At 71.4% G+C, this 24,211-nt stretch carries 19 protein-coding genes; 9 read left to right on the forward strand and 10 right to left on the reverse strand.

The window, feature by feature from the left end:
- Positions 1-88: 88 nt before the first annotated feature.
- Positions 89-940, reverse strand: coding sequence for a hypothetical protein (locus ACX9TP_RS05220; protein WP_482978605.1), 852 nt, complete (start codon positions 938-940; stop codon positions 89-91).
- 343 nt (positions 941-1,283) lie between these two features.
- On the opposite strand from ACX9TP_RS05220, the gene traC reads away from it, so the two are divergent.
- Both traC and ACX9TP_RS05230 read left to right on the forward strand, forming a co-directional pair.
- Positions 1,284-3,104, forward strand: a complete 1,821-nt coding sequence (traC, locus tag ACX9TP_RS05225) for an outer membrane exchange accessory lipoprotein TraC (RefSeq protein WP_482978606.1) — start codon at positions 1,284-1,286, stop codon at positions 3,102-3,104.
- Positions 3,105-3,613: 509 nt separating this feature from the next.
- On the forward strand, positions 3,614-5,074 hold the full coding sequence (locus ACX9TP_RS05230) for a M57 family metalloprotease (protein ID WP_482978607.1): 1,461 nt from the start codon (positions 3,614-3,616) through the stop codon (positions 5,072-5,074).
- Between the two features lie 74 nt (positions 5,075-5,148).
- On the opposite strand, the gene ACX9TP_RS05235 is transcribed toward ACX9TP_RS05230, so the two are convergent.
- From ACX9TP_RS05235 to ACX9TP_RS05260, 6 genes are all read right to left on the reverse strand, one after another.
- On the reverse strand, positions 5,149-6,399 hold the full coding sequence (locus ACX9TP_RS05235; RefSeq protein WP_482978608.1) for an MDR family MFS transporter: 1,251 nt from the start codon (positions 6,397-6,399) through the stop codon (positions 5,149-5,151).
- 300 nt (positions 6,400-6,699) lie between these two features.
- Positions 6,700-7,596: a hypothetical protein gene (locus ACX9TP_RS05240; protein ID WP_482978609.1), complete on the reverse strand. Its 897-nt coding sequence runs from the start codon at positions 7,594-7,596 to the stop codon at positions 6,700-6,702.
- A gap of 231 nt (positions 7,597-7,827) precedes the next feature.
- Positions 7,828-9,516 carry an ADYC domain-containing protein gene (locus ACX9TP_RS05245; RefSeq protein ID WP_482978610.1) on the reverse strand — a complete coding sequence of 563 codons (1,689 nt, stop codon included), beginning with the start codon at positions 9,514-9,516 and terminating at the stop codon, positions 7,828-7,830.
- A 77-nt stretch (positions 9,517-9,593) separates the two neighbouring features.
- On the reverse strand, positions 9,594-13,439 hold the full coding sequence (locus ACX9TP_RS05250) for an nSTAND1 domain-containing NTPase (protein WP_482978611.1): 3,846 nt from the start codon (positions 13,437-13,439) through the stop codon (positions 9,594-9,596).
- Complete coding sequence (locus ACX9TP_RS05255) at positions 13,436-15,250, reverse strand: sigma 54-interacting transcriptional regulator (RefSeq protein WP_482978612.1); 1,815 nt, start codon at positions 15,248-15,250, stop codon at positions 13,436-13,438. Before ACX9TP_RS05255 ends, ACX9TP_RS05250 begins: the two co-directional genes overlap by 4 nt.
- Positions 15,251-15,333: 83 nt before the next feature.
- Positions 15,334-15,930 carry a hypothetical protein gene (locus tag ACX9TP_RS05260; RefSeq protein WP_482978613.1) on the reverse strand — a complete coding sequence of 199 codons (597 nt, stop codon included), beginning with the start codon at positions 15,928-15,930 and terminating at the stop codon, positions 15,334-15,336.
- Between the two features lie 102 nt (positions 15,931-16,032).
- Between ACX9TP_RS05260 and ACX9TP_RS05265 the strand changes: the two genes are divergently transcribed.
- From ACX9TP_RS05265 to sitI6, 4 genes are all read left to right on the forward strand, one after another.
- Positions 16,033-17,292 (forward strand): LysR family transcriptional regulator, encoded by a 1,260-nt coding sequence (locus ACX9TP_RS05265; protein ID WP_482978614.1) that lies wholly within the window; start codon positions 16,033-16,035, stop codon positions 17,290-17,292.
- Complete coding sequence (locus tag ACX9TP_RS05270; RefSeq protein ID WP_482978615.1) at positions 17,289-18,194, forward strand: AEC family transporter; 906 nt, start codon at positions 17,289-17,291, stop codon at positions 18,192-18,194. The genes ACX9TP_RS05265 and ACX9TP_RS05270 overlap by 4 nt, the downstream gene beginning before the upstream one ends.
- 70 nt (positions 18,195-18,264) lie before the next feature.
- Complete coding sequence (gene sitA6, locus ACX9TP_RS05275; protein ID WP_482978616.1) at positions 18,265-18,933, forward strand: SitA6 family polymorphic toxin lipoprotein; 669 nt, start codon at positions 18,265-18,267, stop codon at positions 18,931-18,933.
- Positions 18,934-18,939: 6 nt separating this feature from the next.
- Entirely contained in the window at positions 18,940-19,659 is a 720-nt protein-coding gene (gene sitI6 / locus ACX9TP_RS05280) for a SitI6 family double-CXXCG motif immunity protein (RefSeq protein ID WP_482978617.1), read from the forward strand.
- A gap of 59 nt (positions 19,660-19,718) precedes the next feature.
- Here sitI6 and ACX9TP_RS05285 read toward each other — a convergent pair whose 3' ends face one another.
- Entirely contained in the window at positions 19,719-20,099 is a 381-nt protein-coding gene (locus tag ACX9TP_RS05285) for a DUSAM domain-containing protein (protein ID WP_482978618.1), read from the reverse strand.
- Positions 20,100-20,766: 667 nt separating this feature from the next.
- On the opposite strand from ACX9TP_RS05285, the gene ACX9TP_RS05290 reads away from it, so the two are divergent.
- Positions 20,767-21,567, forward strand: coding sequence for a nucleotidyltransferase family protein (locus tag ACX9TP_RS05290; RefSeq protein WP_482978619.1), 801 nt, complete (start codon positions 20,767-20,769; stop codon positions 21,565-21,567).
- A gap of 120 nt (positions 21,568-21,687) precedes the next feature.
- On the opposite strand, the gene ACX9TP_RS05295 is transcribed toward ACX9TP_RS05290, so the two are convergent.
- The gene (locus tag ACX9TP_RS05295) at positions 21,688-21,897 is read right to left on the reverse strand and encodes a hypothetical protein (protein WP_164008711.1); all 210 of its coding nucleotides are present in this window, start codon (positions 21,895-21,897) and stop codon (positions 21,688-21,690) included.
- Positions 21,898-22,118: 221 nt separating this feature from the next.
- Between ACX9TP_RS05295 and ACX9TP_RS05300 the strand changes: the two genes are divergently transcribed.
- Together ACX9TP_RS05300 and ACX9TP_RS05305 are read left to right on the forward strand one after the other, a co-directional pair.
- On the forward strand, positions 22,119-22,343 hold the full coding sequence (locus ACX9TP_RS05300) for a hypothetical protein (RefSeq protein ID WP_482978620.1): 225 nt from the start codon (positions 22,119-22,121) through the stop codon (positions 22,341-22,343).
- A gap of 60 nt (positions 22,344-22,403) precedes the next feature.
- Entirely contained in the window at positions 22,404-22,709 is a 306-nt protein-coding gene (locus tag ACX9TP_RS05305) for a hypothetical protein (protein WP_482978621.1), read from the forward strand.
- A 7-nt stretch (positions 22,710-22,716) separates the two neighbouring features.
- Here ACX9TP_RS05305 and ACX9TP_RS05310 read toward each other — a convergent pair whose 3' ends face one another.
- Positions 22,717-23,907: a hypothetical protein gene (locus tag ACX9TP_RS05310; protein ID WP_482978622.1), complete on the reverse strand. Its 1,191-nt coding sequence runs from the start codon at positions 23,905-23,907 to the stop codon at positions 22,717-22,719.
- Positions 23,908-24,211 lie beyond the last annotated feature (304 nt).

Here is a 24,211-nt window from a genome sequence, read left to right on the forward strand (position 1 = left end):
TGCACGGGGGCGCCGCGCGGTGGGGGAGCGGCGCCCCGCTCGTGGGGCGGACGGGCTCACGCCGTGAGAGGGGCGGGAGGCCGCTCGCTCAGAGCGCCAGCCCCTTCTCGATGTCCGCCAGCTTGTAGCGCGCCATGGCGAGGTTCGCGCTGGAGCGGTGCAGGGCGATGTAGAGGAACAGGCCCTCGCGCGTCGCGAGCGGACGGATGACGTGGTACTGCTCGCCGAGCGTGATGAGGATGTCCTCGATCTTGTCCTTGAGGCCGAGCGCGTTCATCGTCTTCAGCTTGGCGCGCACCACCTCGGTGTTGCCCGCGGCCGCGGCTTCGACGTTGAAGGTGGGGCCGCCGCCGATGCTGCCGAGGCTCATGCCGCTCTTGGCGTCCACCAGGCAGGCCGCGAAGGCTCCATCGATTTTCAGCGACTCTTCCAGGGACTGCTTCACGTTCGGCATGACGTCTCTTTCTTGCTGTGCGTGCGAGGTGCGGTGCTGCGAAACGGAGGACACCAGCTCCTCCAGGCCGAAGGTCAGCTGGCTGGAGTAGGCGCGGGGTTGGGGGACGAAGAGGGCCTGCGCGTCCGGCGCGGACAGCAGCGTCTCCACCTGGCCGACGAGGTGCGCGCGGAGCAGCTCGCGCACGCGCTCGCGCGGCATGAGGCCCCAGGCGACGAGCACCTCGCAGAAGTTGCCGCCGCTCTTGCGGCACTCCGCCATCACCTGCTCGAGGTCCTCGCGGCTGACCAGCCGTTGCTGGACGAGCAGCGAGGCGAAGTTGGGCGTGGCCGGCTCGGTGATGACCGCCCAGGCCACCTTCCGCTCCACCACGAAGATGCGCCCGGAGACGGCGGCGGACTTCACCACCACCTCGCCTCCAAGCCGACTCTCCAGGGCCTCGTGGAGCACCGTCCGCACGACCTGCCGGGGCTGGGATGACACCATTCGAGGAGCTGAATCCATGGTGAGGTCGACGGCGGGCTGGCAGAGGGGCGACCGGCCAGGGCCGGTCCGCGGGGACTATATGCAGTATTTATATACCCGGGCAATGTGACTGTAATTTTGCGTGAGATCCTCGACACTCCGGTCTGACCCAACCCACGCATGAGGCGGGTTGGACCTGGGTCCGACGGGGCCAGGGCACCCGCGCCATCTCCGGCCTCATCGCGCGACGACGCGCGCGTCGGCGGGGCGGTGCTCGCCGCGGCTGCGACAGGGCCCGCTCCCGGGCCGGAGGGCAGGCGGGCATCCGGTCGAAGTCTTCACCAGGACGGGGCTTTCCCCGAAGATGCGGGCCGTGACCCACCCCTCCCGAAGCCCCCGTCCCGCTCCCGCCGCGTCCCGCTGGCTGGGAGCGCTGGCCCTGGCCACGCTGCTCGCCCTCACGGGTTGCTCCGCCTTCTCCCGCGCGGTGAAGGAGGGCGACACCGCCAGCCAGCAGCAGAAGTGGGCGGAGGCCGAGGCCGCCTACCTGCGCGCGCTCGCCGCGGACCCCGAGGCGTCCGAAGTGAAGGTGAAGCTGGGCAAGGTGCGCACGGCCTGGAGCGAGGTGGTGCTGGAGGAGGCGCGGAGCGTCCACGCCAGTGGAGACCTGGACGGCGCCATGAAGCGGCTGGTGCGCGCGCTGGAGCTCAACGCGGAGAACGGGCCCGCGCGCGAGCTGCTGGGCCAGACGTTGGATGCGCGCGTGGTGGTGGGCCAGACGGCGCTGAAGGAGGAGCGGCTGAAGGAGGCGCGCGCCGAGTTCGACGCGGTGCTGTCCGTGGCCCCGGACCACGCGGCCGCGAAGCGGGGCGTGGACGGCGTGCAGGTGGCCTGGGCGAAGCGCTGGTTCGGCACCGGAGAGAGCCTGGAGAAGGCGGGCAAGCTGGGCAACGCGCTGGTGGCGTACGTGCGCGCGGACCAGGAGCGCGTGGGCGCCACCGCCGCGCGAGAGCGGGCCGAGGCGGTGCGACAGAAGCTGCGCGACGAGGTGGCCTTCCTCGTGGTGGCCGCGCCCGTGGAGGACCGCGCCGGGGCGCCGGACGTGGTGCAGCGCCTGGCGGCCGGCCGGCTGGCGACGATGCTGCCCACGCAACTGCCTCTGCGCGTGGTGACGGACGCGCCCGAGGGCCGCGAGGGCGTGCGGCTGGATTTGTCGCTGGAGCGCGTGCTGCCGCTGAAGGTGACCGAGGACTCGCAGCGCACGCAGCGCTACCTCGCCGGCAACCGCTCCGTGCCCAACCCGCGCCGCGCGGGCTTCGAGGGCAAGCTGCTCCAGGCCGAGCGCACCCTGGAGGAGACCGACCGCAAGCAGGCCGCGGTGCTGCGCGAGTACCTGCGCATGCAGGCCGAGCTGCTCACCGTGCGCGAGGGCGCCGAGCGCTGCAGGGACCGCGAGCGCCGCGAGTGCCGCGAGGCCCTGCAGGAGTGCGGCGAGGCGGCCCGTGAGGCGAAGGAGCCGGGACAGCTCCCGGGCGACTGCAACCCCGCCCGCTGCGCCAGCGGCGTGTGCGCGCAGGAGGAGCAGCTGCTCGTGCAGAAGGCCAACGCGGTGAAGGAGAAGGAGAAGGCGCTGGAGGCGGCGCTGGACAAGTCGGAGGTGCAGCGCATCGACGTGCAGCGCAACCGCGACACCGCCTTCCGCGAGCCCGTCACCGTGGAGGAGCCCATGTACTCGGACTTCGTCTACGACGTGCAGCTGCACCGGCTCACCGTCACCGCCTCCGTCACCGCGGTGATGAAGGACCTCATCAAGGACGCGGGCGTGGTGGCCCCCCAGACGCAGGACTACGCGGTGGCGCACGAGGACGTGGCGCACAAGGGCTATGACCGCTACGGCGTGCTCGCGGACCCGGTGCAGCTGCGCAACGAGCTGGAGCTGCGCGTGGAGGTGGGCGACAAGGCCGTGGCCGACGTGGCCCGCCGGGTGAAGGAGCGCTTCGACACGTACCGCGGCAAGCGCGTGGAGGACGCGCGCCGGGGCATGGTGCGCCCGGGCGCCGAGGACGTGGTGGAGACGGCCGTGCGGGCGCTGCTGCTCACCGCGGACGCGCCCCCGCCGGACATCCTCCAGCCGCTCGGCCGCGCGCGTGGGCTCAGCCGCCCCGAGGCCCTCCTCGGCCTGTAGCGCGTGAAGCCCCGCCCCCGCCGCCCGTCACACGGGCGTCCCAGGGGCCCGGGCCGGTGCGCCTCGCAATCACGAAAGGGTGCCTCCCGTAGCCCCTCTTGAAGGGACTTCCACGGGGGACACCGCCATGCGACTCGACTTCAACCAGCTGTTCCACGAGAGCGACCTGAACCTCGCCGCCGCGCTGTTCGTCTTCGTCGCCTTCGTCATCCTCACCCTGCTCGCCATCATCCCGACCTGAGGGGGGCCGGGTGACGCGGAATCCGTCACTTCCGCGAGCCTGGCTGTCCGAGGACAGGTCAGTGCGCGAGTTACGGGTAAGTACGTAGAAACGGGATGCTTTGCGTTCAAAGCGTCAAAAAGGTTTACATCCTGACGGTGGGCCCATGGACTGCCCACGCACCGCGTCAGGGTGGGGCTTGATTCGAGAAGTCAGTGAATCCGGCAGGTTGGGTTCTGGCACGGGGGCTGCTGTGGGGCCCGCACCCCCGTAGTCAGAAAGGCATTCCATGTCCCAGTCCAAGTTCGTCGGCGCCCTCGCGGGCCTGGCGCTGCTCGCCGGTTGCGGCGGCGGCACCGAGGGCACCCCCTCGTCCACTCCCGAGAGCACCAGCCAGGGCATGACGTGGGAGCAGTTCCTCTCCGTCGTCCACCAGGAGCCCGACACCGGCGTGTTCATCGCCGATGGGGACACGACGTTCGCCAACGAGAAGCTGCTGCGCGAGTTCTACGAGCAGAACATCAAGAACGGGCAGCTCATCGTCCACACGGCCGGTGGCACGGACGCGAAGTGGAGCGACACGCAGAAGAAGAACATCACCTACTGCGTGAGCACCACGTTCGGCAGCAACTACAACGCGGCCATCGCGGCGATGGCGAACTCGGCCGCGGCCTGGGAGCAGGCGGGCGACGTGGACTTCGTCTACGTGAGCGCGCAGGACTCGAACTGCACGGCGAGCAACAACAACGTCGTCTTCGACGTGCGCCCGGTGAACTCGGGTGGGCAGTACCTGGCCCGCGCCTTCTTCCCGAATGACACGCGCGCCAACCGCAACGTGCTCATCGACACCTCGGCCTTCGGCAACACCTCGCCGTGGACGCTGACGGGCATCATGCGCCACGAGCTGGGCCACACGCTGGGCTTCCGTCACGAGCACACCCGCCCCGAGTCCGGCACCTGCTTCGAGGACAACAACTGGCGCTCGCTGACGACGTACGACTCCGCGTCCGTCATGCACTACCCGCAGTGCAACGGCTCGCAGTCGGGTGACCTCGTCCTGACGACCAAGGACATCCAGGGCATCCAGGCGCTGTACGGCGCGCCGGGTGGCACTCCTCCCCCGACGGGTGGCACGCCGGTGACGGAGACGAAGTCCGGCAGCGTGGCCACGGGCGGGAGCGTCAACTACGGCCCCTTCAGCGTGGTGGCCGGCACCACCTTCAAGGTGGTCATGTCGGGCTCGGGTGACCCGGACCTGTACGTGCAGTTCGGCGCGGCGCCCACCACCAGCAGCTACGCGTGCCGCCCGTACCTCAGCGGCGCCGCCGAGACGTGCACCGTCACGGTGCCCGCGGGCCAGACGAGCGCGTACATCATGGTGCGCGGCTACGCGGCCGGCAGCTTCAACCTGACCATCGACTACACCAAGCCCGGCACCGGCACCGGCACGCCGAAGACGGACACGAAGTCCGGCAGCGTGGCCACGGGGTCGAACGTCAACTACGGCCCGTACAGCGTGCTGGCCGGCACCACGTTCAAGGTGGTGATGTCGGGCACGGGCGACCCGGACCTCTACGTCCGCTTCGGCGCGGCGCCCACCACGACGACGTACAACTGCCGCCCGTACCAGTCGGGCGCCGCCGAGACGTGCGAGCTCACCGTGCCCGCGGGCCAGACGAGCGCGTACATCATGGTGCGCGGCTACTCCTCGGGGACGTTCACGCTGAACATCAACTACACCTCGCCGTAGTCTGACTTCCGGCGAGATGTAGGCGACGGGCGGTCTCTCATCATGGGAGGCCGCCCGTTGCTTTTCGTGAGGCTTCAGTCCGCGCTGGCGCTCACCTCGGGGCGCAGGGTGCGCAGCTCATCCAGGCGGCGGCGCCGGGCGCCGGCGATGGCCAGGTGCCAGCCGGCCGCGGCCACGCCCACGACGAGACAGCCGAGCCACAGCGTGGTGGCGCCGAAGCGGCCCAGCACGTGTCCGCCCACCGCAGGCGCGGCGCAGGCGGCCAGTCCCCAGAGCATGTGGTAGGCGCCCTGGTAGCTGCCGCGCAGCTCGGCCGGCGCGAGGTCCGCCACCACGGTGGAGGCCACCGGGGCCTGGGCAATCTCCCCCAGCGTCCACACCACGACGGCGAGAATGGCGAGCCCCACGTTGGCGGAGAGCGTGTGCAACCCGAAGCCCACGCCGGTGAGCACCCCGGCCAGCGCCAGCGCGTGGGCCCGGCGCATGCGGCCCATCCGCCGGCCGGTGAAGGGCTGCAGCACGACGATGAGGACGCCGTTGACGGCAAGCACCGAGCCGAACTGCGCCGGCGTCAGCCCCTTCTGGCCCAGGTCCAGCGGCAGCGCCACCTGGCCCTGGAAGAAGATGAGGGCCACCGCGAAGATGGGCAGGCCGAAGGCGAGGAAGGTGGGGTCCTTGAAGGGCGCGAGCAGCGAGCCGCGCGCGGCTGCGCCTGCCTCGGGGGCCTGGCGCGGGGGGCGTGTCTCCGGGAGCAGCAGCCAGACGCAGCAGCCGTAGACGAAGGTGGTGATGGCGTCGGCGATGAAGAGCGTCACGTAGCCGAAGCGGGTCATCAGCCCGGCGAGCGGCAGGGCGATGGAGAAGCCCAGGTTGATGACCCAGTAGAAGAGGCTGTAGGCGCGGGCCCGGTCCACGGGCGGCACCACGTCCGCGATGGCGGCGGACACCGCGGGCCGGTACAGCTCTCCGAGGATGCCGAGCGTGAAGGCGGCCACGGCAATCCATTGGGGCTCGCGAGAGAAGCCGAGGAAGAGCATGCCGCCCGAGCCCAGCCAGAGCCCCGCGGCCAGCGTGAAGCGGCGGCCCACCTTGTCCGCGAGCGTGCCGCCCAGCGGCCCGGCGAGCACCGTGCCCGCGCCGTGCAGCGAGACGACGAGGCCCGCCTGCGCCGCGGAGTAGCCGCGCTCGCGCGTGAGGTAGAGGGCGAGGAAGGGCACCACGAAGCTGCCCAGCCGGTTGACCAGCGTGCCCATCCACAGCACCCAGTACGTGCGGGGCAGTCCGCCCGCCATCTCCCGCACCACCTCGCGCAGCGCGCCGGTCATGGCCGCGACTCTGGGATGGTGGGGAAGGGGGCGGGGCGGGGTGGCGCGGGGTGGGGTGCCATGAAGGGGTCGGAGCATGGGGCAGCGGGGCTGTCGCTCCAAGTCGCCGGGAGTGGCGGTGACGCCCGCACCTGGGGCGACGGCGCGGGAGCCCTCCACCTGACAGGGGAGCCCGGCCTCCACGTCGCCTCGGCGGTGGGCCGCCAGCAGGGCTGGCGTGGCGCCGAGGCCTGCCTCCAGGTGGCGCGAGCCGGTGTCCGCCCGGGAGTCACGGCTTCCCGGGCGGGGGGGCCCGCGAGACTAGCCGCCGACCTTCACGGCAATCTGCTTCTGCGTCTGGGTGCCCGCCGGAGAGAAGGCGATGCCCTCCACCGTCACCGTCTCGCCGGGCCTCACGACCACGCCCACGGGCCCGCGGAACAGCACCTCGCGGTAGATGAGGGCGTAGGGGTTGCCGGGGTCGTTCGGGTCCTTGTCGTCCTCCGGGCTCCAGTAGCCCACCGCGGACGCGGCGTTGCCGTGCACCATGAGGATGGGCGTGCGCGCGTCGAGGTTGGCGCGGCCCACGTTCTGGAGGGTGACGCGGACGCGGCTGGCCGTGTAGCCCACCCGCGTGGAGGCCACCGGCTCCGCCGTGGAGGCCACGGGCCGCAGGCTCACACCGCTCTGCGCGTTGTCGAGGCTCAGCCAGAACCAGGGTTGGGGCTCGGGGTCGAACCGCCAGGTGCTGCCGTCGAGGAAGGCCACGGTGAGGATGTGATTGGCGTCCGTCCGGAAGAGGCGCGCGGAGGCGTACACCGTGGTGGACTCACCGGGCCGCAGCGTGGGCAGCGTGCCCCGGAAGAGCGTCTCCGTGCCCAGCACCGAGCTCGCGTCCGGCGGCGCCGCGCCCGAGGCGGGGTTGGGGTGGCCCGCCGGGTCCACCGCGGCGTGCGTCAGCGCATAGGCCATGCCGCCCGTGAGGGTGGTGGTGCCCCGGTTGACGAGGTCGACGACGATGCGGAAGTCCGGGCCCACCGGCTCGATGCGCCAGTTCTCCGGGGAGAGGCCGCCGGGCGGTCCCTTCTTCCCCCACCACCACTTCGGCCAGGCCGTGCCGCACCAGTCGAGGTCATTCTCGGCCGAGGAGGCGTGCGCCGCGAAGGGGAGTTGGACGAACAGCAGCGCCGCCAGCAACAGCATGCTCTTGAGCTTCATGGGAGGTGTCTCCATGCGGTGCCCGCGCGGGTGGCGGGCCGGGGTGCGCCCGGCGGTTGCGCCGGGCCTGCATGCCCCTTGAGCAACCCCGATGCCAGTCGCTGGCGGCCCGCGCGGTGGCACCGCGCTCCCCGCATGCACGCGCTCCGGATGCAGCGCTTGCACGATGACGGGCGAGGGGCGAAGCAGCGGCTGCACGGGTGTGCAAGAGTTGCATCCGCCCCTGGCGCGTCAGTCGTTGCCGGGGATGAAGCCGAGCGACCCGGCGTAGGTCCACGAAGAGCCCGGGTGCACCGTCGCCGCGACGAAGTTCCCATTCAGGTCCCGCCACAGGAACAGCTCCGTGTCCGAGAAGCCCACGCTCAGCCGGGACACGTAGCCTTCCAGCGCCTTCTCGGGTGCTTCACCGGGGAGGGTGTCCAGACTCCCATTCGTCAGGAGGGTGCAGGCGTCCTGCGGGACGCCGGTGCTCGTGGTGTTGAGGAGGTAGCGACGGCCGCTCGGGGTCTGGCTCACGCAGCGGTAGAGACCCCTGAGGTTGAACCTGGCTTGCAGCGTCGGCGAGAGATTCGGGGAGAGGATGGCCCCCTCGAACCGGGTGTAGCCATAGGGCTGGCCCGGGTCGATTTCAGCCTTCAGGCTCACGGAGTCGGCCGCGGGGAAGGCCGAGGACACGTCGTACTTCGTCGTGGTGATGGAGGACGCCGGGGCATTGACCTTGGTGAACCGGTAGAGGCCCGTGTCGAGGAAGCGCGAGAAGGAGAAGAACCGCGCTCCAAGCGCCTCCAGCTCCGCCTCTGTGTAGGCCTCGCACGTCTTGCCCGCCATGTCTGGTTGGGCGGTCGTCTGGAGGGCCGTGGGGTCGAAGCAGGTGCCGGCGACGGGGAGGCTGGACCAGCGCTTCTTGCTCAGGCACACCGCGCCGAAGCCCCAGCGGAGCTTGTCCCAGGTGTCGCAGGCCGAGCCCTCGATGGGCCTGTCGACGAACCTGCAGTCCGCCCAGGCGGCCTCGAAGGCGAGCTCTTGGTGGGGTTCCGCGAGGTTTTCGACGATGTGGGCGTCGCCGGGCGCGGGGGACTTCGCTGCGCCGAGGGGCACGTACTTCGTGTCGTAGAAGGCGATGGGCGTGCCATCCAGCGTGTTGCTCTGGCCCACGCCGCAGTAGTCCGCGGTGGCCATGCGCAGGCACGCCAGGTGGAAGCTCTGCGCCTCGTTCTTCATCCCCGACAGCTGATTCTTGGCGACGGTGTCGCCGACGAGGTACTGCCCGCTCAGCGACTGGCCCATGTGCTCCCAGGGCGGGTAGCCCCAGTCGATGCACTTGGCGATGACACCGCCTCCCGTGAACTCACAGCTCCCCTGCGCGGCGGGCCTGGGGACACAGGCGAAGGTGAAGGCGTTCTCCCCTGATTTGGGGGGACGGACCGTCCACGCCTCGGGAGGCACGCCCGGCGCCCACATCAAGGGCACGGCCAGCGCGCGGCTGCCGTCGGGGCACAGCTTCGAGGAGCGGCCGCCGCGGGACACCGTCACGTCGTATTCCCAGGTCGTGTCCTGCAGCGACACGCTCGGCGGCGTGCAGTTCTTGTAGATGCTCTCGTGGGTGTGGACGGAGTTGACCTTGAAGGTCCAGTTGCCATCCACCGACGTGAAGGTGGCTCCGGCGAAGTCCGTCGGAGTGCAGAGGGGCGCCTGGGCCTTGAAGCCTCCCTTCTCCAGGGTGACGGACTGGCAGCCCGCGGGCGGGAGCGTGGTGGGCTCGAGCCGGATGTTGACGTGCGCGTCCTCCACGGAGCCGGTGCCGTGGAGGTGGGTGCCCTGGGCGCTCTGGGGAGGGGGTTCCGCCCAGGCCGTCGAGGCATACAGCCCTCCCATGATGACCACCCACGCCCCCAACGCGGGTCCTGTGAAGAGTCGCATCGATGTTCTCCTTGTATGTGTCATCCGCGTGCTGCAACCCCCTGCCAAAGCAGGAAGCCTGCCAGCGGGCACGGACCTCAGGGCGCGGGGGCCGGAGCGCAGACACGCAGCCCGATGAAGGGATTGCGCAGTCGCGGCTCTCCGTCACCGTGGTTGAGGCTGCGGGCGGTGAACATGTCCTGGTAGAAGCAGCCTCCGCCGTAGGTGGGCATGTCGGGCGAAGTCACCGAGCGCATCCACTCCCACACGTTGCCCGCGAAGTCCGCGGCCCCGAAGGGGCTGTCGGAGTCGGGATGTGAGCCGACCTCGTCGGGACCGAAGGCAAGAGACTTGCGGCCATACGTCGCATCGAAGTTGGCGTCGTCCGGTTCGAGCCGGTCGCCATGAGGAAAGGTCCGCCCGTCCGCGCCGCGCGCCGCGCGCTCCCACTCGCGGTCATCGCAGAGGCGGGCACCGCGCAGGCGGCCCGTTGCGTCCAGCCAGGCGACGTAGGCCTGGGCGTCCTCCCAGGACACACCGGACACGGGAAAGCGCAGCCAGTCCTGGTCGATGCGGTGTTCGCGCTCGGGGTAGTGAACGCGCTCGCCTTCCCGGGCACGGTAGACGTGCCCCGGGCGCTCCATGCGGAACTCCCATCGGCCATTGGCCAGCTCCACGACGTCGATGCTTCCGAAGTAGTTGGTGCCATGGGGCCGGCGCCTGGCGCGCTCGTCGGGCGGGAGCGTGCGAAGGAAGGCGAGCCACTCGCCGTGGGTGACCTCGGTGCGTCCGACGAGGTACCCCTCCGTCGTGAGCGCGTGGAGCGGCTGGGCCAGCACCAGGTTGCGTCGGATGGCCTCCTCGTCGCCGCTGCCGTACAGGAATCGCCCGGGCGGCACATACACATAGCCGTCGGGAACAGCGGCGGGCAGCGCGAGACGGGCCTCGTGGTGCTCCCCGCGCTCCAGCAGCACCGGGTAGAGGACGGGCGGGCGGTCGGGCAGGTGGAACGTCAGGCGGTAGGAGCCCGGCGGCAGCGTGGCGCCCCGCAGCGGTGTCGTGCCGAGAGGCTCGGGAGCGGACCAGCGCTGTCTGCCTCCGTCCTGCAGCACGCGCTCGACGCGCACCGTGGCGCCGGTGGGGGTGGTCTCCAGGTCCAGCCGTGCCGGCGCCTGGAGGCGGCGTTGGACTTCTCCGGTGTCGTCGACGCTGGCGAGGCGCTGGAGCAGCTCGGCGTGCAGCGCGTGGCGGCGCAGGTGCTCGGCGAGCACGATGCGCTCGAAGAGCACCTCGGCGAAGCGGCGGCGCACGTCCGCGTGGCCGAAGTCCCTGCGGAGCGCGGTGTCCAGCGCCGTGCTCGCCTCGCCATGCGCGCGCTCCACCGTGGCGAGGGTCGCCAGCGCGTCCGCCCACGTCGACTCCCCCTCCTGCTTGCGGCCCGTGTCGAAGGCCGCGAAGGCCGTGCGCCGCAGCGTCTCCGCGCGCGCCTGCTCCGCGTGGGCGAGCGCCATCGCCCGCTCGGCCACCGCCACGGATTGGGCGATGTCCCGCTCCCGGGCGCGCAGCTCCTGGAGCTGGAGGCCCCCGTACACGGCGGCCGCGACGAGGGGCAGCGACAGCACCGCGGCGACGCGTGCGACGAGCCGCCGTGTCCCCAGCCGGCGTGACTCGCGGAGGAACGTGCGCTCCGCATCCCCCAGCGCCTCCGTGGGCAGGCGCGCGGCTTCCGCGAGCTGGGAGCCGCGCCACAGCAGGTCCTCCGCTTGCCCCAGCCGTTGCCACTCCGCGCAGGCCCGCTCCAGCCGCTGGTGCAGCACTCGCCGCTCCACGTCTCCCGCGAGCCAGCCGCGCAGCGTGTCCCAGCGCACCAGCAGCGCCTCGTGCGCCAGCGCGTAGGTGCCCGCGCCCGCCTCCTCTCCCGCGGCCTCCCGGGCCACCACCAGCCGGCCGCGCACCAGGGCCTCCAGGGCCGCGCGGGCAGGGCGCTCCTCGCGGCCCTCGTCGCCCAGCAGCTCCGCGCGTGTGCGCCGCTCGCGCGTCCCCTCCGCCGTCACCAGCCGGAGGAGAAGGCGCCGCGCGGCGCTCCGCTCCACCGGGAGCAGGGTGGACAGCACGCCGTCGGCATGGCGGGCCAGCGCGCCGTCGACGCCGCCCAATGCCACCAGCGCCGCCGCAGGAATCACGTGGCGCTCGCGGTCTCTGCGCTCCCACAGCTCCGCCAGGGCGAACTGGAGCAGCGGCAGCCCGCCGTCCCCGCCACCGGCCTTCACCAGCGTCTCAACCAGCTCCTCCGACTCGAAGGCGAAGCCCTGGCCGCGCGCGGGCGCGACGACGGCCTCCCTCAGTCCCTCCGGCGTTGGCCGCTGCAGGAGGTACAGCCCACCGCCCGAGAGCACCTCGCCCAGTCCCGGCAGCGAGGCCAGCCGCGCGAGGAAGTCGCCGCGCGCCGTGGCCAGCACCCGCAGCTTCGGCCCACCCGCCGTGAGCGACTCCAGCGCGACGGCGAAGCGCTCCGCGTCCTCGGGCGGGGCGAGGGTGAGCAGCTCCTCCAGCTGGTCCACGAGCACGAGCACGCCCCGCGTGTCACTGCCCGCGCGCACCCGGCGCCCCAGCTCCGCCGGTGCCTCGCGCAGCTCGGACAGCAGCGCGGTCTCGTCTTCTCCCGTGAGCGGAGCCAGCGCCGCCGCGAGCGCCGCGAGCGGGTGCCGCCCCGGGAGCAGCTCGCACGTCGTCCACGTGCCCGGGCCCAGGGCGCCCTCGGCCACGCGGGGCAGGACGCCCGCGCGGCACAGCGAGGACTTCCCCACGCCGGAGTCACCCGCCACCAGCACCAGCGGCTCGGCGCGCAGCCGGTCCAGCAGCGCGCGGATGTCCGCGGCGCGGCCGGAGAAGGTGGCGCGGTTGCGGGCGCTGAAGGGGTGGAGGCCGGGGTAGGGCGGCTCGGTGGACGGCGCCGCGTCACCGGTGCTCTCACGCAGCGCCTCGAGCGCCTCGCGGAGCGCATCGCCCGAGGCGAAGCGCGCGGACGGCTCGCGTGACAGGCAGCGGTCGATGATGGCGGCGAAGGCCGGGTCCACCCGGGGCTCCACCTGCGCGAGCGGGCGGTACGGCCCCTGGAGCACCGCCTCGCGCAGGTCCTGCACCGAGTCCGCCCGGTACGGCGGGGCGCCGGTGCACAGCTCGTAGAGCATCACCCCGAAGGAGTAGACGTCGCCGCGCGGGGAGGCGGCGGCGCCGTGCCACGTCTCCGGTGCCATGTAGCTCGGCGTGCCCACCAGTCCCGTCCTGACGGCGACTGCTGGCGGCGTGGGCGGTGCTCCGGCGGGTGGCGGAGTCGTGCCGGTCCGCACGAGGTCCGCGGTGCTCGCGTCCCGCTCCCCCGCGTCGGGAAGCCGGAGCGGTGGGGCCACGTCCGGGATGCCCGGCGGCTCGGACAGTCCCGCCGCCGCGTCGAGGAGCTTGGCCACTCCGAAGTCGAGCAGCTTGGTTTCGCCGTCCTCCGTCAGCATGGCGTTGGCGGGCTTGAGGTCGCGGTGCACGACACCGCGCCGGTGCGCCGCCGCGAGCCCGCGCGCCAGGCCGATGCCGAGCGTGAGCACGCGCGTCCACGGCAGCGGGAGGGCGAGCTTGTCGAGGCTCTGTCCTCGCACGAACTCGGAGACCAGGTAGGGCCTGCGGAGCACCTCGCCCACGCGGTAGATGCCCACCACGTTGGGGTGCTGCACCCGGGCGATGGCGCGCGCCTCGTTGCGGAAGCGCTCTCGCTGACCCTCCTGGGGCGCCAGGCCCGCGATGAACTTCACCGCCACCAGCCGGTCCAGCAGGGTGTCCCGCGCCAGGTAGACCTCGCCCATGGCCCCCCGGCCCAGCGGCTCCAGGAGGTGGTATTCCGCGAAGTCGGTGGGCGGCTGCCAGGTGGAGGAGCCAGGGGCCTTGGCGGTCATGTCTCGGGTCGGGTCCAGCGAGACAGTCCATACTGCTTGTACTTGAGCGCGAAGGTCCGCAGCGGCATGCCGATGAGCCGCGCCGCGTGCTTCTGCACGCCGCCCGTCGCCTCCAGGGCCTCCAGCATCCGCTGCCGCTCCAGCTCCCGGAGCTCCTCGGCGATGGGCCGGAAGGCGCGTGGCGCCGCGGGGGCCTTCGCCTCGGGGTCCTTTGGAGGCGCGGGCGGCCCGGCGTCGTCAGGCTCCTGGCGCTGGAGGGCGTCCGGCAGGTGCGAGGGCTCCAGCACGGGGCCATCCGCCATGGCCGCCGCGCGCTCCATGACGCCCTTCAGCACGCGCACGTTGCCCTCCCAGTGGTACGCGCACAGCAGCTCCATGGCGGCGGCGGAGATGTCGAGCGGCGGCCGTCCTTCGCGAGCGCAGGCCTCTTCCAGGAAGGCGCGCGCCAGCAGCGGCACCTCGCGCGGCCGGCTGCGCAGGGGGCGCAGCAGCACCACGGCGGTGGAGAGGCGGAAGAACAGGTCCTCGCGGAAGCGCCCGGCCTTCACCGCGTCGGCGAGGCTCTGGTGGGTGGCGGCGACGATGCGCACGTCCACGGGGCGCTCGCGCGTGTCCCCCAGCCGGGTGATGCGCTTCTGGTCCAGCGCGCGCAGCAGCTTGGCCTGCACCGGGAGGGACAGCTCGGCCACCTCGTCGAGGAAGAGGGTGCCGCCGCTGGCCTTCTCGAACAGGCCGGGCTGGGACGCCGTCGCGCCGGAGAAGGCGCCGCGCTCGTGGCCGAAGAGCGTGCTCTCCGCGAGGGCTTCGACGAGCGTCGCGCAGTTGACCGCGAGGAAGGGACCGCTCGCGCGCTTGGACCAGTGGTGCACGGCCCAGGCCGCGTTCTCCTTGCCCGAGCCCGTTTCGCCGTGGATGAGGACGGCAATCGAGCTGGAGGCCAGCCGCCGCAGCTGCTCGTAGATGCGCACCATGGCGGCGTCCGCCACGATGACCGAGCGCTCTCCCAGCTCCAGCCGGTAGAGGTTGGGGCCACTGAGGCCCACGCCTCCGGTGGGCGCCGCGAGCGCCGCGGCCCGCGCGGCGGACAGGAGCGCATCCGCGTCCATGCCATCTTGAGGGGCCGTCGCCAGTCCCGCGCGGGCTCCGGGGACGAGCGGCAGGAGCGCCTCGAGGAGGTGCCGGGCGGAGTCCTCCGCTTCGTCCCGCGTCAGCTCCGGCAGGAGGATGACGAGCTGACCGGGGCCCTGCTGCCCGACGACGTCCATGCGCCGCAGGCCGCCTCCGCTCGCGGCGCGGACGAGCTCGGCGAGGGAGGCGGTGGAGGGGCCGAGCTCCAGCGCGACGACGCCCACGCTGCGCTCGTAGCGCACCACGCGCTCCAGCTCGTCGGCGAGCCGGGACTGCAAGGCATTGGCGTCCAGCAGGGGATGGGTGGCGCGGGGGCGGGCCTCGCAGTTGAGGACGAGGGTGACGTCCCCCAGCTCCACCACGTCGCCGTTGCGCAGGGGCTGCGCGCCTTCCACCCGGACCCCGTTGACCTTGACGCCGTTGTGGCTGTCCAGGTCCGAGATGCGCGCCACGCCCTCCGTCACGCTCACCCGCGCATGGTGGCGGCTCACCGAGGCGTCCTGCACGCGGAGGTCCGCCGTGCTGCCACGGCCAATCAGCAGCTCCCCCTCGCGTGGCAGGGGACAGAGCGAGCTCGAGTCCCCTTCGAAGACCAAGAGGTAGAGCCGCTCCGCCGCCTCGCTTCCCGGGGGCGAGTCGGGGTGGTGCGCATCCAGGGTCTCTTTGGCGTCCGGAGTCGACATGTCCGCTCGTGGGAGTCTGGCACAGTCGACCGGGCCGCCGCTTCCTGACGGCGGCCGTGCGAGGCGTTCCGGGTGCGAGGGCCTCAGCCCTTGACCAAGGGGTGCGAGGCGAGCGTCTGCGGGCGCTTGTCCGGGGAGCACATGTCGTTGTCCGCCGGGCGCTGGCCGAAGAAGAGCTTGTCGCCGTCCACCTTCACCACGTCGTGGTCGGTGCCGCACAGGGTGAGGGGCTTGAAGGAGAGGCACGCGCCGGGGACGGCCTGCTCGGCGCCCACCGTCCATGCGCCCGCGCCGCAGCCGGACTGGGCGAAGGCGTCCGCGAGCGGCTGCACGTGCGCGGTGAGGTAGCGCTCGCCGAAGACGAAGTTGCCCTCGGTGGCGCCGGTCACCTTCTCCGAGTCGCGCTCCAGCGTGTAGGGGCCGGCGACGCGGGCGGTGAAGAGCTTCGTCTGGCACTGCGCGTCGCCGAAGGCGTCGAGGTCGAGGGTCCACTTCGCCTCGGTGAGCTGGAAGTGGCGCTGGATGTAGCTGTTGGAGCCGTCCCCGTTGGGGATGGCCTCGCAGGTGGCGCTGTCCCACCTGCCGGCGAGGTCCTGCGGCTTCACGGCAGTCCTGGCGCCACCGCACGCGGCGGCGGAGAGGGCGGAGAGGGTGAGGGCGAGGCGGAGGGTGGTGTTCATGGCGGTGCTCCCGTGGGGTGCGGGGCCGCTTCGTCGCGGCCCGTGGGTGGAGCCATGAATGCCCTGGAGGCGGCCATGCGGAAACGCTGGAGTTTGCCGGGGGTGCCTGCAATCTTGCAGGGCGCCATGCCGGACTGGAATGACCTGCGGTACTTCCTGGCCATCTCACGCGAGGGGACGCTCGCGGCGGCGGCGCGGGCGCTGAAGGTGGACGCGACGACGGTGGGGCGCCGGCTGACAGTGCTCGAGGAGGAGTTGGGGACGCGGCTGTTCGACCGGACGCCGGGGCGGCTGGTGCTGACGGCGGCGGGGCAGGGCATCCGCGGCACGGTGGAGGAGATGGAGGCGTCGGTGCTCGCGGTGGAGCGGCGGGCGGGCGGAGAGGACGCGCGGCTGGAGGGCGTGGTGCGGGTGACGACGACGGAGGCGTTCGCCGTGAATCACCTGCTGCCGCGCTTCGGCGTGTTCCGCGAGCGGCACCCGGGCATCGAGGTGCAGTTCCTCACGGACTATGGCGCGCTGGACCTGGCGCGGCGCGAGGCGGACCTGGCGGTGCGGCTGACGCGGCCGAAGGAGGCGTCGCTGGTGGCTCGCAAGGTGGGGGAGATTGCGATTTCCCTCTACGCGTCGGAGGGGTACCTGGCGCGGCGCGGGCTGCCGGACCCGGCGGTGGGCTTCGCGGGGCATGACGTCATCGGCTACGCGGACGCGGCGGCGAAGTGGCCGGAGGCGCGGTGGATGGGCGAGGTGGCCACGTCCGCGCGGGTGGTGTTGCGGTGCAATTCATTGCTGTCGGTGGTGGCCGCGACGGGGGCGGGCGTGGGGCTGGGGTTGATGCCGTGTTTCCAGGGGGACACGGCGCCGGGGCTGCGGCGGCTCTTGCCTCCGGTGGCGGCGCTGCGGCGGGACATCTGGCTGGTGGTGCATCCGGACTTGCAGCAGAGCGCCCGGGTGCGGGCGGTGATGGACTTCCTGTCGGAGGTCATCCAGCGCGACCGGCCGTTGCTGGCGGGAGGGGGATTGGCTTCGGAGTGGAGCGCGGGGATGGGAGGTGAGGCGGAGGCGCGCGGGCGGTCGCTCATGCTTCCGGGTGGGGAGGTGGGTCCGGATGCGCGGAAGAAGCCGGCCGGGCCTCTGGCGGGAGCGGTGGGCTCGGATGCGCGGAAGAAGCCGTCCGGGCCTCTGGCGGGAGCGGTGGGTTCGGATGCGCGGAAGAAGCCGTCCGGGCCTCTGGCGGGAGCGGTGGGCTCGGATGGGCAGGGGAAGTCGCCTGTGCCTTCGGGTGGGGCGGTGAAGCGTGGGAAGGCGGCGTCGCGCGCTCGGGCGGGACAGGCGCGGCGAGGGAAGGCGCGGACGTCATGAGTGCGGTCATCGGGTTGCTGGGGACGTGCTTGCTGCTGGGCGTGCTGGCCCGGCGCAGCGGCAGGTTCACCGAGGGCGCGGCGGGCGCGTTCAACACCTTCATCCTGTATGTCGCGCTGCCGGCGCTGGTGCTGCGGGTGATGCACCGGCTGGAGTTCGTGCCAGAGCTCATCGTGGCCGCGGTGGTGCCGTGGCTGTACTACCTGGCGGCGGGTCCGTTCTTCCGGCTGCTGGGGCCACGGCTGGGGCTGTCACGGCAGTCGGTAATGGCGCTGGTGCTGACGGCGGGGCTGGGCAATACGGCCTTCGTCGGACTGCCCATGGCGGAGGCGCTGCTGGGGCAGGGCGGCCTGGCGGTGGCGGTGGTGGCGGACCAGCTCGGCTCGTTCCTCGTGCTGTCCACGCTGGCGACGCTGGCCGCAACGCGAGCGAGCGCGGAGAAGGAGCTGCCGTGGAGCGTGCTGGCGCGGAAGGTGGCGACGTTTCCGCCGTTCCTCGCGCTGGTGGTGTCGCTGGCGCTGCGGCCGTGGGGCTTTCCCGTCTGGGTGGACACGGTGCTGGAGCGGCTGGGCGCGCTGCTCACGCCGCTGGCGTTGTTCTCGGTGGGGTTGCAGCTGCGGCTGACGGGCGTGAGCCACCGGATTCCGGCGCTGGCGCTGGGGCTGTCCTACAAGCTGTTCCTGGTGCCGGGGCTGGTGGCGCTGGGACTGCTGGCGATGCCGGGGCTGGCGCCGGTGGTGGTGCAGGCCACGGTGCTCCAGGCGGCAATGGCGCCCATGGTGAGCGCGGCGATTCTCGCCGCCGAGCACAAGCTGGACCCGGAGCTGGCCGTGCTGATGGTCGGCGTGGGGATTCCGCTGTCGTTCGCGACGGCGCCGTTGATGCTGTGGCTGGTGCGGTGAGGGCGGGTGGCGCCCCCAGGACGGGGCTACTCCATGTGAGAACAGACCCGGATGGTAGGGTTCGCAGGATATGCGAGACTTTCTTGTTTTATGGTTCTCGTTGTCGACCGTGTTCTGGTTGGGCTGCACCACCACACCACCCACTCCCATGGCGCAGGCATGGGAAGAGGCGGAGCTGGAGTGCCACACACCAGAGGATGACCAGTGCGTCTCGCTTCTGTGTCTGGGTGATGCCTGCGGCTTCTACCGCTGCCAGGACGTGCCCGGTGAAGTCGAGCCGGCGCGCTTCCCTCCTACGCGCCCTCCAGCAGCGGCGGCGCCGGGGAGTGGTCCCCGGAGAAACTGGGGCGGCGCGGGGAAGCTCCCCGGTGGCGCCGTCATGGTCTTTCCCAACTGGAACGGCGCCCCCGAGCGAATCATCCCGCCGTCACACCGGCTCCCGCCCGGGCGCTGGGAGAAGCACCACATCTTCCCCCAGGAGGAGGAGCTGGCGAGGTGGTTCGAGAAACAAGGCATCAAGATCCACAGCTACACGATGCCGATTCCCTTCGAGCTGCATCACCGGATTCACAACGTAGGTGGGCGTGGAGGGCAGTGGAATCAAGCCTGGCGAGACTTCAAGAGGCGCAACTCAGGGGCCAGTCCAGAGGAGATCTACAAGCACGCGGGCGAGCTCATCTACCGCTTCCAGCTCACGGGCGGCCCTATTCAGTCCTACTATTCCCGCCCCGGTACGTGAGGACTGATGGGCCGATTCTTCTGGGTGGATGAGGACGACGAGGTCGCAACGAAGTACGGCGGGGAAGTCCACGGGGCCCACACGTGGGGGCTCCCCGGTGCGGCGTGCCACATGTGCGGCGTGACATGGAGCGCTTCGGGCCACACGTACCCGTGCGTCGACCTGTCGCAGCTGCCAGAGCGTGGTGAGTTCGAGAGGCCGAGGCCCGAACCCTTCTCCGAGTTCGCGCGCCTGCGCGAGCTGGTACGTCCCCTGGCGCCCCCGAATGCCGAACTGCCACCTGGCACGGACTTCGGGCCGCTGGTGGGCCGTGCCTCCGGGAAGCTTGCCGCCTTTGTATGGGTCATCGAGGTACTTCTCGTGCAGCGGGATTCGCTGGAACGTCTCCAGGCAGAGGGTGTGCGGGGCTTGTCGGGCTGCCCGACAGCGCTGCGGTTCCGACAGAAGAACCCGCTGGAGTTGCTGGAGCTCCAGGTGGAGCCTCATGGCCGGCTGCACCCGGACTGCATTCCGCCGGATGTGTCTCCACCGTGCGCCACCTGCGGTCGGCACGCATTCAGATGGCCCGACGAACCCATCCTGGACGCGGCTTCCCTGCCCTCGGACCTGGACCTGTTCCGGGTGGGCAACTTCGCGACGATGTTCATCGGCACCGAGCGGTTCGTGGAGGCCGTCCGCCGCCTGGGCCTGGATGGCCTCGCCTGCCGCGAGCTGCCCACCCGCTGACGGCGGGGACGACTCAGACTCACCGGGGGGATGCGGCAGTGGCGGCGTTCCCGGTTCCGTCATGGCTCGTCGGCCATGCCGGCCAGTTGGCCTTGCGCCGTTTCCCGGTAGCGAGGCACGACTTCGACGGCCAGCACATCGCGCATCTCCTGGCGTGCGCTGTCGAAGTCGCCAGCTTTCTGATGCCGGTACATCCTGTGTAACGCGTCCATCAGCCTGTTGGACCCGTCAGTGATGCGCCGCGAGCATTCGCGTAGGAGCTCTAGCGCTCCCCCGTCCGTCGCCAGTGCCTGCTCGGTGTCGGCATCGCCGATGCCCACTTCTCGCGCTGTGCGCCGGAGGAGTGCGCACACATCATCACTGAGAATGAGCGGTGCCCCTTCGCGGATGACCCTGCGTGCCAGTGCGCGGATGGGGTCCCAATCAACCTTCTCGGACATGCGTCACCTCTACTTCTTGCCCGGAGTGCACTTGTCCTCTGGCCATTCCTGCTGGCCCTCACAGTATCGGAAGCAGTCGTAGCACGAGCCGGTCCAGCCAAATTCTCGGCAGTCACCGTAGGCACGGATGCAACGCTGCTTCCATTCAGGAAGGTCCGCGTTATGCGAGTCGTCCCAAGCTTCAGCGGCGTCTGCCGCCGCCTTCGCACCGCCCATGAGGACGGCGGCCTCGGAGGAGCTGAGGCCACACGCATCGGGTATGCCGGCGTTGCGCTGCAGGCAGCAGGTCTCGCTGTCCATGCATGTGCTCTGTGCGTAGTACTCGCGGCGACTCGCCATGGAATGCGCGGAGCTGGAGCAACCTGATACCAGGGCGGCGATGGCGAGTGCGGCAAAAGAGAGGCTATTCATTATTTTCATGAATAGCATGGTGATTGGCCGGGTATGGACTGTCTCACTCACGTTGGCAGACGAGGGCTGCGGCCCTTCCGCGTGAGGTGCCGAACACTCCGCCGCTCGCCCCGAACCGACCGCTGTGCCTCCCTGCCTGCCCTGCATCCGGGCGCGCGGCCGTACCGCTGTCGTGCAGGCTCTGTCCTCCTATCTTTTGCGCATGGCTGAGCAACCACCGAAGGCCTCGGGAGCACCCGGGGGCGACCCGCGGCGGATGGAGGTCCGGCGACCTGTCGCCGAGTTGGGCGCACGCGCCTACGCCATCCAGTTACTCTCTGACGCCGGCATTCCATTCCTCGTCGGCGGCGCGTACGCATTCGCGCACTACACGGGCATCTATCGAGACACCAAGGACCTGGACCTCTTCATCCGCAAGGTCGACGCGGACCGCGCCCTCGAGGTGCTCGCCCAGAACGGGTGGCGCACCGAGAGCAACGTCCACGGCTGGCTCCACAAGGCCTTCTGGGACGACTTCCTCGTCGACATCATCTTCGCCTCCGGCAACGGCCTCACCGTCGTCGACGACGGCTGGTTCGAGCACGCCGTCTGCGCCCAGCTCCTCGGCTGCGCGTGCAAGGTGCCCCCAGCGGAGGAAATCTTCTGGAGCAAGGCCTTCGTCCTGGAGCGCGAGCGCTTCGACGGCCACGAGCTCACCCACCTCCTCGTGAAGACGGGCGCCAACTTCGACTGGCCGCGGCTCCTCAAGCGCTTCGACCGGTACTGGGAGGTGCTCCTCTCCCACCTCATGCTCTTCCGCTTCGCCTACCCCGCGGACCGCGCCATCGTCCCCGAGTGGCTGATGCAGGAGCTGCTGTCGCGCGCCAGCGGCTCGGTGCAGGAGGGCAACTGGGAGCGGAAGCTCTGCCGCGGCCGGCTGCTGTCCCACGTCCAGTACGGGGTCGACCTCAACGAGTGGGGCTACGAGGACGGCCGCGCCTGGGATGAGCAGGACCGCCAGCGTGGCGACGAGGTGCTCGCCACGGGGCACTCCAGCAGCCTCCACGGGCCGCACTGAGGCCCACGAAGCTCGCGCGCAAAAAGAGAAGGGGGCCCGCTGTGCGGGGCCCCCGGTGAGGCAGCGGCGGGTGGCGGGGCAGGAGCTGCCTTGCGCGCCACCCGGCAAGGATGTCGGGAGCTACGCCTGCGCCGACGTGGCGAAGGACAGCTCCACGCCGTTGTCACGCACGCGCATGCTCGGCTTGGACAGCCAGTGACACTGCGGGCAGTAGCTGTGCGCGCCCGCCTGTGAGGCGCGCACAGTCACTTCGCCGCCGCAGAGCACGCAGCCGTCGGGAAGGACGAATTCGGCGAACCGGTCGCCGTTGCTGCTCTCGAAGTGAGTCATGCCTTTGAGTTAACGCAGGATTCGTGGGGCACAAGGCGACCCGGGGTTGTACTCGGGTCCACACCCCGGGGCCTGCTTCCACGGTGCCTCTGCATGGCAGGCGGCCAACCGGGCCCTCCTGCAATCCTTACCGCCCCCACGGGGAGTGATGACTCCCTGACACCGCAACCCGGAGTCCTTACGGCGCGGCGCTGGCACGGGGATTTCAAGAGCGGAGGGGAATGGATGTGGGAGGGGATGGCATGGGCGAGGTGGGACAGGTGGAGCTCCTCCACGACAGACGAGGCTGGGGCGTGGAGGTGCGGCTGCGCGAAGGGGAGGTCCGGCGCTACCGCTATGGCAGCGAGGCCCAGGCCCGGTACTTCGCGGCGGTGTTCGCCCTGGGGCCAAGGGTGCTGCCCCCCGTGACGGCCGTGCGCCGCAAGCGCACCCGGCGGGCGGCCTGAGGCCTCGGGCCTCCGCTTCCCTCTACCCTTGCGGGCTGCTTTCGGAGAGGCTTTCGCACCATGAGCGACGCACCCAAGCCCTTCCTCCACCGTCCCAACCGTCAGCACATCACCAAGGAGCCGGACCCTGCGGGCCGCTGGTCCACGCAGTTCCCGGACATGATTGGCTACGGCAGCCAGGGCGGCGGCAAGGTGCCGGCGGACTTCGGCTGGAACACCAACCCCAAGCAGGACCAGGAGGAGATGACGCCGGAGACGCTCGCCGCGCGCTTCGCCGAGCTCCGCGTCACGCCGCCCAAGCCCGTGGCTCCGGCGCTGCCCGCGCAGGCCACGGCCGCTCCGGCCGGCGACGCCGCGAAGAAGTAGCCCTCTTTCAGCTGAACGGCAGGGCCGCGAGCCGCTCCCGGAAGAGCGTGAGCAGCTCCCGCGTCCCTGCCTCGTCCAGGCCCTCGGTGGTCTGCTGGCGCGCCTTGCGCAGGAAGACGTCGAAGGCGCCCACGCGTCCCTGCAGCGCGCCCGCCGCGTCCACCGCGTCCGCCACCACCCGCGCGGCGCCCGGCGAGCCGAGCGACAGGTGCATCTCCACCTGCTCCAGCTTCATGCCGCACTCCGCCCACACCGCGCGGTCGTGCACGATGAGCCAGGTGCGCGTCACCTCCTCCATGTGCCCGTCCAGGGCCACGAGGAAGGGCTCCACCAGCGCCGGCAGCGCGTCCGGCTCCAGCTCGGGCTTCGCGGCCGTCTCCACCAGGCGCGCGCGCAGCTCCAGGATCTGGTGCTTGTGCGGCGTGCGCAGCGCCACCGAGGCGGGGAGCGAGACGAAGGCCGACAGGCTCTCCGCCACCTGCTTCGCCAGCGCGGGGCGCGCGCGGGCCTCCGCCTTCGCGGCGCGCTCCAGCCGGCCTTGCAGGGAGCGGCGCAGGTCCGCCGCCGCCGCGCGCAGTGCGGCCCGGGCGGCCACCTGGTGCACGTAGCCGGGCACCACGTCCTCGCGGCGCACGTGCTCGAAGGCCGCCGCGGTGAGGTACACGAGGTCGCCGATGCGCACGCTGAAGTCGGCGCGGGACGCCTGCAGCTCCGCCATCAGCGTCCAGCGGTCGCTCACGACTTCGGGGCGGCGCATCTGCAGGCCCAGCTCCCCCACGCGCTTCGCCAGCAGCGCGGCGATGGAGTGCAGCACCGCCTCCACCTCCTGCGCCAGCCGCTCGTCGGAGCTTGCGGGCGGAGGCGCCCAGCCCTCGCTCGTGCCGGCCGGGCGCGAGGGCGGGGGGAACTCCTTGTGGATGGCGGCGACGAGCTGGTTGACGCCCACCAGCGTGTCGCCGATGGCGGGCGCCATCGTCTCCCACAGCGACAGGTCCGCGCCGCCGTCCGGCTCCACCGACGTGGGCTCGTACTTCGCGATGCTCAGGTGCCCCAGCCGGTCGATGGCCACGGCGGCCGCGCGGTGCACGCGCTCCAGCCGGTCCGCGAGGTGACGGTCTGTGAGGGACTCCAGCAACGCCTCCAGCCGCGAGGGCAGGGCGTCCTGGGGAGGGCGGGACTTGGGCGTCGGCGCGGGCATGGTGGGGTGCTGCCGAAGAGGGAGAGCAGGCAGGTGCGGCACCCTAGCGCACCGCTGGCGGAGCGCGAAAAGAGGGGACTCGGCAGAGCGTGTGCTTCCCGGCATAGAGTGCGGGGCAGGGGAGGATGCATGACGCAACGTTTCCGAGGCCGGCTCCCGTTGTTCATCGGGGGGCTCGCCGGTCTGCTCGCCGGGGGCTTTCTCACCGTGCTCTCGTTCGAGGTCTGCCTGTCCTCCTACCTGCTGCACGGCGTGCCCATGGCGTACTGCCCGGACGGGCAGATGCGGCAGACGGTGCGCGTGA

This window comes from Pyxidicoccus sp. M15, from assembly GCF_056858435.1.